Here is a 13,047-nt window from a genome sequence, read left to right on the forward strand (position 1 = left end):
TTACAGTTGCTTTACGTGGTCTCTATCATGTTTTTCTTTGTAATAGTTTTTATCTATGGTGGTATCAATATTGGTGAATTCTATTTTTCAGTTCTCTCTATCAAAATGGCTAAACAGATAAGGCCTTTCTATAGGAGGAAAGATATGAAGGTTAAAAATATAGCTGCTTTGGCTTTGTCGGGATTATTAATCTCAACAGTAAATGCAAAAACGTTAACAAGAGAGACAGGGGCTCCGGTAGGTGATAACCAAAACTCAAAAACAGCAGGCGAGCATGGTGGAGTTTTACTAGAAGATGCTCATTTAATTGAAAAACTAGCACGCTTCGACAGAATGCGAATTCCTGAAAGGGTTGTGCACCCAAGAGGTGTTGGAGCTCATGGTGTCTTTAGATCTTATGGGAATTTTGAAGATCTAACTAAGGCCTCACTCTTTAGTAGGAAAAATAAAAAAACAGACGTATTTGTACGATTTTCTTCTGTTATTCATTCAAAGGGCTCTCCTGAGACATTGCGTGACCCAAGAGGGTTTGCAACGAAGTTTTATACAGATGAAGGAAATTGGGACCTCGTAGGAAATAACTTACCAGTATTCTTTATTCGTGATGCTATGAAGTTTCCAGATATGGTTAATTCACTAAAGCCAGATCCTGTGACAAATAGACAAGATGCAAATCGAATTTTTGATTTCATGGCCCACCATCCTGAAAGTATCCATATGTGGACACATTTATTTTCAAACAAAGGTACTCCTAGAACATTGAGGGGAATGGATGGAAATGGTGTCCATGCTTATAAATTTGTTAATGACAAAGGCGTTGTGAAGTATGTGAAGTTTAGATGGAAGTCAAAACAAGCTGACAAAGGTTATACTGCTAAAGAAGCAAGTGAAATGCAGGGAAAAGACTTTTCACATCTTACAAATGATCTTTATAGTTCAATTAAAAAAGGACAATTTCCATCTTGGGAGTTGGTAGGACTTGTTTTTGATCAAAAAGATTTTAGTAAGGTTGACTTCAATCCACTTGATGCAACAAAAGATTGGAAATGTGAAATGGCGGTAATCAAGTGTACGAATCTTGGTATTATGACATTGAATAGAGTTCCAAAGAACTTTTTTCAATACTCTGAACAAGCGGCATTTTCTCCAGCAGTCTTTGTTCCTGGAATAGAACCTTCTGAAGATAGACTTTTACAGGGACGACTATTTTCTTACTCAGATACACAAAGATATCGCTTAGGAGTGAATTATCAGTACCTACCAGTAAACCGTGCAAAAGTTGAAATTAACACATTCGCTCAAGATGGGTCTTTAGCAACTTATGAAGCTGATAAAGAGCACATTAACTATCAGCCAAATAGTTTTGATGGAAGCTTGAATCGTGATAGAGGCTCAATGCATGAAGATACTCGTCAGAGATACAGTAATCATAAGCTCTCTGGAGAGACTCAGCAGAAGATGATTTCTAAAACATTGAACTTCAGACAAGCTGGTGAAACTTACCGCGCTTATAGTGACTTTGATAAAGAGCATCTAGTTAAAAACTTTTCTGGAAATCTAAATCAAGTAAAGAATAAAAAGGTTGTTCAGCAAATGGTTGCTTATGCCTATGCTGCAGACGTTGACTATGGAACGCGATTAGCGAAAGCAACAAATACAGAGTTAAGTGTTGTTAAGAAAATTGCAAAGAAAGTAAATGACGATCCAAAAAAATAAAGAGGAGGGGAGTTTCTCTCCCCTTTCTTTTTAAAGACAAAAGGAGAAATAAAGTGAAAAAAATAGTAATGGTCACGACACTTTTTATATCGCTTATTTCTATAACAAATGCCAATGAGACACTTGCAGAAAAAGTGAATCGAGCAGCTAAAGAGAATAATGTTGCCTTAATGAAAGAGTATATTCGTTTAGGTGGAAATTTAGATATTCAAGATAAGAAGGGTTACACACCTTTAATTTTTGCATCCTATTATGGGCATGAAGAATTAGTTTCTTTACTTTTAAAAAATAATGCAAATCCATGCAAGAAAGATAGTCGCGGAAATACGGCACTTATGGGAGCAATCTTTAAGGGCAATGTTAAAGTTGCCTATAAATTAATGAAATCATCTTGCACAATTTCACAAAAAAATAATGCTAAACAAACCGCCCTCATGTATGCCTCGCTCTTTGGGAGAAAAGAAATAGCTAAAGAGCTCATGGCAAAGGGCTCGTCGGCCAATGAAATAGATGCAAACGGAGATTCGGCCATTAGCGTTGCAAAAAAACAAATGAATGGTGAAATGGTTCAAGTTTTAGAAAGTAAATAGAAGAGAGATAATGATCTCTCTCTTAGTAAGGAGAACAAAATGAAGAGTGTCATTGTTTTAACATTTTTAGCGCTTAGTTTTTCTTCAACTGCCCTAGCTGAAGGAATTAGAAAGTCTGAAAGAGATATTTTAACTGAAGAAATAAGTCGTGCGATCCAAGGGAATAATTTCGACTTTATTCGTAATCAAGTCCAAAGTGGAAGTGATTTAAGCCTCAAGGTGATTTTCCAACTCATGAGATCTAGTTGTAATCTACCTGGAGATAAAGATGACTCACAAAGTGAAGACCCTGGATTTGGTAATAGATAAGTTTGCTGATATCATAATCTTAGACTTAAGGAGTGACTCATGACATCGGCATCGATTACTATCTTTGGAATTCTTTTTGCGGGGATTGCAACAGGGCTTGGAGCTTTACCTCTCTACTTTAAAAAAGAATTTTCAAAGAAAACACTCGATGTTGGTCTCGGCTTTAGTGCTGGTGTCATGCTCGTCGCTTCTTTTATTTCTTTGATCATCCCTGGTATTGAGAACGCTCGTTCTCTCTATCAGTCCCAGCATGCTCCTTTATTTGTTTTGGTTGGAATTATTCTTGGTTATCTCATGATTATTATGATTCATGAGTTTCTACCTCATGAACATCTTTTCAAAAAAACAGATATGAAGCACGATCGAAAAATAAGTCGTGTTACTTTAATCGTCCTCGCCATCTCTCTTCATAATTTTCCAGAGGGGCTTGCCGTTGGAGTGGGCTTTGGTAGTGGCGATGTTTCTCAGGGATTAGGTTTAGCACTTGCGATTGCCCTTCAAAATATGCCAGAAGGACTTGTTGTCGGTATAGGCTTATTAAGTGAGGGATCCACTAAGAACAGGGCCTTTATGATGGCCTTGTTATCAGGTCTTGTCGAACCTATTGCTGCGGCCATTGGCTACAGTGCAACTTACTTTTCGCAAATGGCGCTTCCTTTCACTCTTGGTTTTGCAGGTGGAACAATGCTCTTTGTAATATGCCAAGAAATGCTTCCAGAAATTTTCAGACAAGGACATGAAAGAGACGCTACTTTTGGTGTAATCTTGGGTGTTGTTACAATGTTTATTATTGATTTTTATCTATAGTATTTCTTACTGCCTTTTTGCTTCTTGACTGCACTTACAAAGCTTATGTAAGTTAACTCTATGCTAGATTATTCACTACTATTAGAAGTCATTCTTGTTGGACTTGTTTTAAGTGCCGATTCTTTTTCTGCAGCTCTTGCAATGGGCCTTAGAAAGCATGATAAACAAGACGTTTTAAAATTTTCTTTTACCTCCGGATTTGCTGAGGGCCTTGTCGCCTTTGTTGGTGCAATTTCTGGAGTAACAATTGTTTCAAAATTCGATTTCATCGATCATTGGATTTCTTTTGTCCTCTTAGGTGCAGTTGCCCTTCACATGTTCTATGAAGGATACGAAGGATTAAAAGCTCATGAGGAACAGAAAGGGGATAGTAAACAATTTCATGGAATGATTAAAATTCTTTTGGTTTCCTTTGCTACGAGTTTAGATGCATTTGCTGTTGGTGTAGGACTTGGAACGACGGGGAAGCCTTTAGCTCCCTTTGTTCTTTCAATTTCTTTTTGGGCCTTTTTCTCAACAATTGCTGGAATGAGCCTTGCTCGTAAGGCCTCTGATAAATTAGGCTCCATTTTTAATTTTCTCAGTGGTTTCATTTTATTAGGTCTTGCAATCAAATTCCTTTACGAAGGACTCTAGTCTGATTGTGATTTTTGATAGTTAGACCAGTATTTTCGAGTATTCATTGACGATACGATTTGGCCTGTTACAATTAATATATGAAAAAGACGCTGGCCTTGATTCTTACATTTCTTTGTTTCACCATTCAAGCTTCGAATACGAAAAGTGAGGCGAGAGAATTTGAGCAGTGGAAGAAGTCCTATGCAAAATGGGCCGCTAAACATGGTATTCCAACATCTTTTTCTTTGAAAATCCTAAAAAACGTTACGATTGATCCCGAAGTCATAAAAAGAGATCGTAATCAAATAACTTCAAGTTCTAAAGTTGATTATCACTCATTCATCGAAAGATGGTTAAGAGAAGATAATAAGAGAATCGTCGAAGGTAAGAAGTTATTAAAAGAAAACCTCGCGCTCTTAAAAAAAATAGAAAAAGACTATGGCGTTGATAAGGAGGCCATTATCTCTCTTTGGGGCGTTGAGAGTTTTTATGGGAAAATTGTTGGTGATTACAATGTCGTAAGATCACTTTCTACACTTGCCTTTGAAGGAAGAAGAAGACGCTTCTACCAAATCCAATTAAATGCGGCCATGAGACTACTTCGTAAAGGACATGTGACTTTTGATGATTTCAAAGGGAGCTGGGCCGGAGCAACTGGACAGTGTCAGTTTATGCCTTCAAATATTCCTGTCTTTGGGCAGGATTATAATAAGGATGGAAAAATTGATCTTTGGCACAGTAAGGAAGATATTTTTGCTTCTATTGCCTTTCTCTTGAAAAAGGCTGGATGGCAAAAAGGAAAGAGCATTGGCTCACTTGCAATAAAAACGAAGGATGTCACTTTCAAACTTGATCGTTACCGCACTAAGAGCGAATATAATCAATTGGGTCTAAGAACTTTAGATAAGAAGAAACTTTATAATGAATCATGGTCAAAACGTAGGGCCGCAAGTATATCATTGCAAAATGCTCCTGTCGTTTTAAGAGGATCGAATTATGAACCTCTTTTAAAATGGAATAATTCAAGTTTATTCGCGGCCTTCAATATTCTAATTATGGATTCATTGAAAAAAGAAACTCTCTCAAAGTAGAGAGAGCTTCATTGTATTTGGAATTACTTGAGTGAAACTTTAAGGTTTTCTTTCTCTGATTCGATTTTTAGATGGACACGAAATTTACCAAGATTAGAGTAATCTGCTTGATCATTTCTTGTGATCTCTTTTCGAATGAACATATCAATGGATGCATCAACAGTTTTTCCTTCTGATAGTTCTGTATCTGCTTGGTCAGAAATTAGTTTTTCAAGTGGGATTGATAGCTGAGCAACTTGATAGGCCTTATCAATTAAGGCAAGGTCATTGATAACTTCGTATTTACCGTCAACATAAGTTTTAAGTTTTGCTTGAAGTGTTTCAATTGTTAGGTCTTTTCCTGCTGGATCACCGATGAATACTTTTGTATTCACTGTTTTAAGAGGAGAGTAAGGAATAACCTTTGCTTGTTCATCTACCATTTCACATCTTTTGAAGAGTAGGGCAACACTCAATCTAACGACATTGTCTTTTGTCATCGAAACATGGACTGCCTTGGCACTGTACATTCCATTTCTATTGGCCATTGAAACTGTATCGTAAAACTTTGAACAAGATGCAGTTGTCCCGTCACTAACTTTAACTGTTTTAAGGTCAGCAAAGGCTGAAATACTTGTTACAAGAATTAATGGAAAAATTAGCTTTTTCATAAATACCTTCTTCTTTATAGATTCTAAGAATTTACTCATACTATACATAAATTATTTGGTGCAAGGCTCTTGGCCATTATTACAGAGTAAAAATAACCATATTTGTCGCTTTCAGCTCAAGTTAAGTGGTACAATACTGCTCAAGCTATGAAGATGAAAAATGAAATAATATTAGGTATTAAGGCCATGTCACAGATTGTTCCTGGGGTGATTCCCTTTGGATTAATTATGGGAACTGTTGCCAGTAATGCTTCTTTAAATGTTGTCGAACTTGCAGGGCTCAATGTCTTTGTTTTTGCTGGAGCCTCCCAGCTCATTGCTGTAGATCTTATGACTAAAAATGTTGAGAGCTTTATTATCATCTTAACAGGACTTGTTATCAATCTGCGCATGATGCTTTATAGCGCTTCGTTTTCTTCTCTTTTTAAAGAAAGTTCTCTCATTACTAAAACAATCGGATCATATTTTCTTACCGATCAAGCCTACGCCGTTTATGTTTCCACTGATATTAGAGAAAAGACTAGAAACGAGAAAATTGTCTACTACTTATCGAGTGGTATTTTCATGTGGCTTTCTTGGAATTTCTTTGTGGCCCTAGGGTTTATCTTTGGAAATTTTGCACCAACCAGTCTCGCTCTCGATTTTGCTGTTCCACTGAGCTTTGTTGCTCTGATGATCCCCACTCTAAAAAACCATAAGTACTATTATGTAAGTGCTTGCTCAGGACTTCTTTCAATTGTCTTTCATTCAATGCCATATAATTTAGGGCTTCTCGCTGCAGCTGGAATCTCTCTTTGTCTTGGTGCTTTTTTATCAAGAAAAAAGAAAGAGGAGAACAAGTGATGGATTCGACTTACTATTGGAGTATTGTTCTTATTCTTGGACTTGGAACATTTCTAATAAGAGCTAGTTTCATTTATCTTTCAAAGTACTTGAATCTATCTGAAAGAGCTTTAGAGCTCTTTACTTTTATCCCTGCAGCCGTCTTTCCAGCTCTCTTTATTCCCATGGCCTTCTTCCACCAAGGGCAAGTGGAGTTATTTCATCAAAAAGAGCGCTTTATCGCACTTCTTATTGCTGTGGTTGTTTCATTTAAAGTGAGACACATTATTGGTACGATCCTTTGTGGACTCTTCTCACTTTATCTTCTGCAGGGTCTTTTTTAAGAGTTTAAAAAACTATTTCTATTTCCATAATTTCTATGCCATCATTTTAAAGTAATATTAGAGACTTACGGAGAGAGTCCCCTATGAATGTTGCTTTTGTTCTCTTTGCTAGAACTCCTGGGTTAAAACCAATCAGAAACCGCTTATCGCGAACGACTTCGAAAGATTTCGCAGAAGAATTCTATCTGCATTCTCTTGAGGCGACACGTGAGCTTATCCTTGAGATGTCTCATAACAATCCAGACATCAAACTGGTTTGGGCGGTAGAGGAAAAAGAGGGTCTTAAATCCGAGTTTTGGGGAGATTATCCCGTTCTTTTTCAGGGCGATGGTGGGCTTGGAGATAAGCTCGATCGCGTTTATAAAAAGCTTTCAGCAGAGTTTGATGCCGTCTTTATGATGATGCCAAACACGGCTCAAATTGGTCCTGAAGTCTTAGAATTTGATATTTTAAACTTTCTCACAAGTGATTATGATTATCTTCTAGGAAAGACTGATCAAGGAGGATTTTATCTCTTTGGTGGAGCTAAGGCGGTTCCTTTTAGTACATGGATCAATGTTCCTTATAATTGTAGTATTACTTTTGATGAGCTCGACCAAGGCCTTTCTAAAAATGGTAAGGTTCTTCATATCTCGGAGAGCTTTGGTATTCTAGAGAGAGATGATCTAGAAAACTTCAAGTCTGTGGATACTGATGGTTTCTTAGAGTCACAGGAAAAGCTTCATGAGTTAGTTGTCTCAACTGAGTTTAAAAAGCGGACTCTTGACGATATTGTCTATCTAAACTAACGAAATTATTAAGTTTTAAGAGTGTCAAAAAAACAGTCACTCTTGAAACTGTTACAACCATCGTGTCACAAATTCTCATCTTCTCTTATTAAATAGACTCATACTTATATTTTTGAGAGGAGTTTCAATTGAGAACTATCGCACTTTTAGCAATAATGCTTTCTTCAAGCGCAACCTTTTCTATGGATTGCGAGATCGCAACAACGAGTCTAAAGACATATACTAACGATGCTATTGATCTTAAAAAGAATGAGCGTGAGCTTGAGGAATTAGAGAGTTTGACAACTGCTCAAGTCGATGAGCTAGTCTTTTTAAAAGGTCTTATTCAACGTAATGAAGAAAGGCTAAGAGCGGCTCAAGGTTATGTCGACCTTCTTGATTGTGAGTACGAAGATTAGAACAATTCTAGCTTTTCTCTTATTTCTTTTATTGAGTATCCCGCAAGTTGCTTTAGGACTTAGTTATCAATTTGAAAAAGAAGGTCTTATTCTTCTCGGCTCAAGTTGTAGCGAGCTCTTAAAAGCAAAGGACTCCCTTTGTTCATGGAGAGATAAAGTTGAAGGAAGAAAATCCTCTTCTGAAGGTCTCTTTCAGTGTGAGAAAAAGCGCGGCAAACTTCAGTTAAATGTTAACTCTTGTCTTCCAATATTTGTAAAACAATATCAAAATAAAAAAATCTATAAACATGGTCCCAATTGTTGGGGCACGGCCCTTTATCTTCAAAATATAATTAAAATTCCACGTTTTATTTTTTCAAAAGAAGTTCGCTATTGGTTAGAAGAAACTCCTCTTTGTCGAAGGCTTGAAGTTGGGGAGAAGAAAAAGGCCGGTGACATTATTAATGTCTTTGGAAAAGAATATATTTTTCAAAAAGAAGATAATGTCGATAAAGACTTTTGGCAGGTCCTTTTTCCTGGGCGCTACCAAAGTGCAACTGTTAAAAAAGGCTATACAGGATTTCAACATCTACTACACTCAGAGATCTATTTGAATGAACACTTTTCCTTTGGAAAGATGTCTCCCAACAAAGAGGATCGCTTCACCTTTTCTCCGTTAAATGAAGTCTATGGCCGATCAAGGGACAAAGATTGCCAAGAAAGTCAATCGATTATACCGAATTATAGGGAATATGATGAAATTCCACGAACTGAGTATGGATCAAAATGCTCTTATTTTACTGAGGTCTATCGCTGTGATCAGGGCCAGTTAAAATTTCATGCAATAGCAAAAGAAAATGAAGAGTTTTTATCTTTGAATAAATCTCTCGATACAATTCATAAAAAATTATTTCAACTTATTTTTAGTCGCAAGCAAATATCTAGTAGTGATCTTCGCCACTATGTCTCTTTTTCGAATAAGGTTTCAATGAAAGCTCTTAAAAAGCTTCAAAATGGAAATCTGTCGAAGGAAGATGAAATGCTTATTGTCCTCGTTTATTTCAGCGCTAATTCAATTCTTAAAACTTTAAACTTTCAAGAACTCATTGATTAAATTAAAATAGAATCTCAATGAGGAGATCACAATGAATTTTGAATCAATGATTGGATTTGGTGTTGCCGGTAACTTTGCAGGTCACTTAGAACAAGCTCGAGAGGCAAAAGACTTTGAAAAGGTTGAAGTTGCCGAAGAAAATCAGCCAAAGGCCGTTTTTCCTTTCTATTTACCAAACAATATTACTGATAATAACTTGAAGATCATGCCAATCTCTTGTGATCAATTAAAATTTCCAGAGACTTCACATGATGTTCAAATCGAGCCTGAAGTTGCTCTTATTTGTGACATTGAGTACGAAGGCGATCAAGTCGTTTCTTTAAATCCGATCTTATTTGGTGCCTATAATGATTGTTCTATTCGAAGACCTGGAGCAAAGAAAATAAGTGAAAAGAAAAACTGGGGAGAGTGTTCAAAAGGGCTTTCTGATCAACTTATTCCGATTGATACATTCAATGAAGGTGGGATCTTAGACCATTATCAAATTACTTGTTTTCATCGCGTTGATTCAGAACTTATACAATATGGAGAAGTGAGTGATGTTCTAAGTTATAGCTATTTTCATCAGAAACTACTCGATTGGGTGGTGGATCGTTTAAATTATCAAAAGAACGAGGGCCCTGCTGAGAATATCCACGATTATCTTATGCGTGCAGGAAGGCCTTCTCAGTGTCTTTTGAGTATCGGTGCTACTCGATATACAGAATATGGAAAGACAAACTTCTTATCGGTTGGGGATGAGAGTATTGTTGTTGTCTATGATAAGAGAAAATACTCTAATTTAGATATTTTAGAAAACTTAAAAAATGGAAACCACCAATTGGATGGAGCTTCATTTCTTGTTCAAAAGGTTGTTTCATGAAGTTATTTTTTAAATATCAGCTTAGTTACTTTGTGCTGCTTTTTCTAGTCTTTGTTTTACCTTTGGCACTCTTTTTTCAATTCTCAACTTACCCGTTACCAATGATACAATACGTCTTCATTGGTGTCCTTTTTTGTACTCAATATGCTTTTTTTAAAGAGGCCAAGTTTAGAAAAAAAGTTGAAAGTAAAGTGAAAGAAGATCTACAGATAGAAACACAGAAGGTTCCTTCTTATCAACTTATTCAAAGAAGAATTGATGAGATTCTTAAAGGAAGGGCCCTCTCTATAGGCCTTAATACATTTTTTATTCTTCTAATTATGCTTTGGTTTAATAAGTTTCAATAAAGCGATCCATTTCTTCTTTCCAAAGAAGACTACGCTTAAGCGGGTTACACCTTGTGGGTGTGGCCCAAAACCATACGTCGCTTTTTGCGTTTAATGACACTTCATTATTTTCAAAGAAGCTTTCAAGAAGATTGGTGATTCCTTTCTTACTTCGACACGTGAAAAAGAGGGGTGCTGTTTTTAAATATGCTCTAAATTTCCTAGGAAGTTTCTTTGTTATTAGCCTTCCTTTTTTGTGTGCATAAAATAAAACAGTATCAGAAGGGTCTAATTTATCTTTATTAGGAACATCGACGCTTTCTACAATATTTGTCATCGCAATAGAGTGCTTCTCAAGGAACTGCTTCTTTTCTTTTAAGTCTAGTTTCTTGGGGTCTCTGTCGGGCTCAAAGAGATACTGAAGTACTTTCCAAAAATGATTGCGATTATTATTATAATAAAAGCAAGGTCCCGGATCTACTCCATCAATGGCTCTCGCATTTATTGATCCCATTGTTCCTAGAATAATGAGCTTTGGTTCTTTCTTTGGAAGAAAGAAGGGAATTTTATCTTCGTGTTTAACCATGATATAAGCATAGAGATGAGTTAATAGTTTTTCAAGTTCAGGTCTTTCATATGGTATTTGCAATTATTTTTATTTTACTTGGTCTTATAATTTTGTATTTCGTTTATAGAAATTATAAAGTGAAGATCTCCCGCAAAGGGCATGTGAAATTCTACGAAAATAATCGAGAAGAATGGAATAAGATCTTAGAATCTGAATCTGAGATCTTTATGAAATTGCCGAGTGAACTAAAAGATAAACTTTTAAAGCATATGGCAACATTTTATCTAGAAAAAAAGTGGAAGAGTGACACCATAGAGAATGATAAAATTAAGATTTGCATGAGTGCTTGTCTCCCTCTTATCAATCGTAAAACGAATTACTATCCTAGTGTTAGTGAGAACTTCGAACATTTTGAGCTGTCTGATTGGTTCTCTTTCAATGCTAAGCAGTTTGAATTTGAATACGGGAAGATGGCCCTAAAAAATATGAATTATGATTTCTCTGGTTATTCAAAGAGGTTTTTCTTCGAAGCTGATGAGTTATTTATAGATTGTCCAAGAAGCTATGAGTTTTTAAGGGCCTATTATGGACTAGACCCTAGAGAGTGGACTAGCGAAGATTAGAAAGAATAATCGAGATAAACTCACTCTTGCCATTTTGATAGGCCTCAGGACTCTCAGAGAACTGTCTCTGTAGAGCAACTTTTACTTCTTCGTATTGCTTAGCAACTTTTTCCTCGCGATTGAGGTATTCAACGAAATCTAAATGATCGAGAACCCTTGGGTCTTCTTTTTTCATAATATGAACATGGCACATATGATTGATTCCATCGGGAGCGTAGCGAACAAGATAAAGTCTATCTTTTAACCCATGCTCTCCTTTCCAAGAGAAGCCAGCGCGTTCAAATTCATCTTTAAACAGTTCAATTCCATCAAGAGTGTGCACGACACAGAGAACATCAAGAGTAGGCTTAGAAACAATCGACTCGATGGCCGTTGATCCAATGTGGAAATTTGAAACGAGGTTTGAACGTAGGATTTTTGATAGGGCCACAGACTCTTTTTCAAAAAACTTTTTCCAAACAGGACTATAGGGGACTAATTCGACTTTTCTCTTCATTAATATCATTTATCAGACACTTAGAGATAATGAAAGGATAAGTGAAAATAAGATAGATATTGCAAAACGAAGAGCTTTCATTTGACCAAAACTCTATTGAAGATAAGATGAGCTATGTATAAAAAACTTCATTTTATTAGCTACTTAGCTCTACTGTTTTTTTCAATTAACGCTTTTTCTTTCGAGGAAAAATCCATTCGTGATGTCTATCAATACGAACTCACAAAAGGGGAGAGTTATCAGTGCTTTTGGTTAAGCGAAGTGGAGAAAACTCTTGTATGCTCATTTGCGGATATGTATCTAATGAATGATATCTTCTTAGGAGCAAGCCTATTTGTAGAAAACAAAGACCAACAGCTTCTAGATTTTGGAAAACAAGAAGACTTTGAGCAATTTCTTCATTACCGAGACATCATTGGTGGCCATGACTTAAGAGGAGAGGACCTTCTTCTTTATAGAAAAACGCTCATAAAGAGTTGTCGTAAAAATATAGATGTCTGTGTAAATGACTCTGAAAACGCCTTTTTTAAAAAATATCTCGACAAGATTATTTTAGATCCTGATACCGTTGTGATTAGCTATGTCGCAAAATCGCGAGATACCCTCGAACATGAATTTCATCACGCTCTTTATTTTCAAAATGATCACTATCGTTTAGTTGTTCAAGAGTTTTGGGAAAATGAACTTGATGAGAACACTCGTGAAGCTATTCGCCAACGTTTACAGGGAATCTATGACCGCAATAATGAAGATCTAATGATGAATGAGTTTCAAGCTTACATACTTTATAATTCTGATAAGGTGAATTACTTTTTCAATATTAATTTTATTGAAATACGTGAAATGTTTTTAGAAAGATTGCGTGTCGAAGGTTTAGAGAAGCTTCTGTTTCGAAATTAGTTCAAGCTTTGTAAAAATGTGATTATACTTAAGACTCTTTTAGATG

18 protein-coding genes are annotated in these 13,047 nt (G+C 36.2%); 15 read left to right on the forward strand and 3 right to left on the reverse strand.

Annotated elements, in window-relative coordinates:
* The first annotated feature begins 144 nt into the window (after positions 1-144).
* From HBN50_RS01275 to HBN50_RS01300, 6 genes are all read left to right on the forward strand, one after another.
* A complete protein-coding gene (locus HBN50_RS01275; protein ID WP_273867274.1) occupies positions 145-1,716 on the forward strand; it encodes a catalase in 1,572 nt (523 codons plus the stop codon).
* A gap of 53 nt (positions 1,717-1,769) precedes the next feature.
* Positions 1,770-2,306, forward strand: coding sequence for an ankyrin repeat domain-containing protein (locus tag HBN50_RS01280; protein WP_273867275.1), 537 nt, complete (start codon positions 1,770-1,772; stop codon positions 2,304-2,306).
* A 39-nt stretch (positions 2,307-2,345) separates the two neighbouring features.
* Complete coding sequence (locus HBN50_RS01285) at positions 2,346-2,615, forward strand: hypothetical protein (RefSeq protein WP_273867276.1); 270 nt, start codon at positions 2,346-2,348, stop codon at positions 2,613-2,615.
* Positions 2,616-2,654: 39 nt separating this feature from the next.
* On the forward strand, positions 2,655-3,422 hold the full coding sequence (locus HBN50_RS01290) for a ZIP family metal transporter (protein ID WP_273867277.1): 768 nt from the start codon (positions 2,655-2,657) through the stop codon (positions 3,420-3,422).
* A gap of 60 nt (positions 3,423-3,482) precedes the next feature.
* Positions 3,483-4,058 (forward strand): manganese efflux pump MntP, encoded by a 576-nt coding sequence (locus tag HBN50_RS01295; protein WP_273867279.1) that lies wholly within the window; start codon positions 3,483-3,485, stop codon positions 4,056-4,058.
* 80 nt (positions 4,059-4,138) lie between these two features.
* Positions 4,139-5,131: a lytic murein transglycosylase gene (locus tag HBN50_RS01300; protein WP_273867281.1), complete on the forward strand. Its 993-nt coding sequence runs from the start codon at positions 4,139-4,141 to the stop codon at positions 5,129-5,131.
* A gap of 23 nt (positions 5,132-5,154) precedes the next feature.
* Here the strand turns inward: HBN50_RS01300 and HBN50_RS01305 are convergent, their stop codons facing one another.
* Positions 5,155-5,781, reverse strand: a complete 627-nt coding sequence (locus tag HBN50_RS01305) for a hypothetical protein (protein WP_273867282.1) — start codon at positions 5,779-5,781, stop codon at positions 5,155-5,157.
* Between the two features lie 153 nt (positions 5,782-5,934).
* Here HBN50_RS01305 and HBN50_RS01310 point away from each other — a divergent pair, with 153 nt between their 5' ends.
* The 7 genes from HBN50_RS01310 to HBN50_RS01340 all read left to right on the forward strand — a co-directional run bounded on the left by HBN50_RS01310 (position 5,935) and on the right by HBN50_RS01340 (position 10,435).
* Positions 5,935-6,624: an AzlC family ABC transporter permease gene (locus tag HBN50_RS01310; protein ID WP_273867283.1), complete on the forward strand. Its 690-nt coding sequence runs from the start codon at positions 5,935-5,937 to the stop codon at positions 6,622-6,624.
* Positions 6,624-6,947, forward strand: coding sequence for an AzlD domain-containing protein (locus HBN50_RS01315; RefSeq protein ID WP_273868338.1), 324 nt, complete (start codon positions 6,624-6,626; stop codon positions 6,945-6,947). The genes HBN50_RS01310 and HBN50_RS01315 overlap by 1 nt, the downstream gene beginning before the upstream one ends.
* An 83-nt stretch (positions 6,948-7,030) precedes the next feature.
* Positions 7,031-7,735 carry a hypothetical protein gene (locus HBN50_RS01320; protein WP_273867285.1) on the forward strand — a complete coding sequence of 235 codons (705 nt, stop codon included), beginning with the start codon at positions 7,031-7,033 and terminating at the stop codon, positions 7,733-7,735.
* 128 nt (positions 7,736-7,863) lie between these two features.
* Positions 7,864-8,133, forward strand: a complete 270-nt coding sequence (locus HBN50_RS01325; protein ID WP_273867286.1) for a hypothetical protein — start codon at positions 7,864-7,866, stop codon at positions 8,131-8,133.
* On the forward strand, positions 8,117-9,226 hold the full coding sequence (locus HBN50_RS01330) for a hypothetical protein (protein WP_273867288.1): 1,110 nt from the start codon (positions 8,117-8,119) through the stop codon (positions 9,224-9,226). The genes HBN50_RS01325 and HBN50_RS01330 overlap by 17 nt, the downstream gene beginning before the upstream one ends.
* A 31-nt stretch (positions 9,227-9,257) precedes the next feature.
* Positions 9,258-10,088 (forward strand): DUF5718 family protein, encoded by an 831-nt coding sequence (locus HBN50_RS01335; RefSeq protein ID WP_273867292.1) that lies wholly within the window; start codon positions 9,258-9,260, stop codon positions 10,086-10,088.
* Positions 10,085-10,435: a hypothetical protein gene (locus HBN50_RS01340; protein WP_273867294.1), complete on the forward strand. Its 351-nt coding sequence runs from the start codon at positions 10,085-10,087 to the stop codon at positions 10,433-10,435. The genes HBN50_RS01335 and HBN50_RS01340 overlap by 4 nt, the downstream gene beginning before the upstream one ends.
* On the opposite strand, the gene HBN50_RS01345 is transcribed toward HBN50_RS01340, so the two are convergent.
* On the reverse strand, positions 10,419-11,063 hold the full coding sequence (locus HBN50_RS01345) for a hypothetical protein (RefSeq protein WP_273867296.1): 645 nt from the start codon (positions 11,061-11,063) through the stop codon (positions 10,419-10,421). The two genes, HBN50_RS01340 and HBN50_RS01345, sit on opposite strands and share 17 nt — an antisense overlap.
* Before the next feature lie 56 nt (positions 11,064-11,119).
* Here HBN50_RS01345 and HBN50_RS01350 point away from each other — a divergent pair, with 56 nt between their 5' ends.
* Positions 11,120-11,605, forward strand: a complete 486-nt coding sequence (locus HBN50_RS01350; RefSeq protein ID WP_273867297.1) for a zinc-dependent peptidase — start codon at positions 11,120-11,122, stop codon at positions 11,603-11,605.
* Here HBN50_RS01350 and HBN50_RS01355 read toward each other — a convergent pair.
* Positions 11,592-12,101 (reverse strand): GrpB family protein, encoded by a 510-nt coding sequence (locus HBN50_RS01355; RefSeq protein WP_273867300.1) that lies wholly within the window; start codon positions 12,099-12,101, stop codon positions 11,592-11,594. The genes HBN50_RS01350 and HBN50_RS01355 overlap by 14 nt on opposite strands.
* Positions 12,102-12,215: 114 nt before the next feature.
* On the opposite strand from HBN50_RS01355, the gene HBN50_RS01360 reads away from it, so the two are divergent.
* Positions 12,216-13,001, forward strand: a complete 786-nt coding sequence (locus tag HBN50_RS01360; protein WP_273867303.1) for a hypothetical protein — start codon at positions 12,216-12,218, stop codon at positions 12,999-13,001.
* Positions 13,002-13,047 lie beyond the last annotated feature (46 nt).

This window comes from Halobacteriovorax sp. GB3 (assembly GCF_028649655.1).
In the GTDB taxonomy this organism is placed as follows: domain Bacteria; phylum Bdellovibrionota; class Bacteriovoracia; order Bacteriovoracales; family Bacteriovoracaceae; genus BSW11-IV.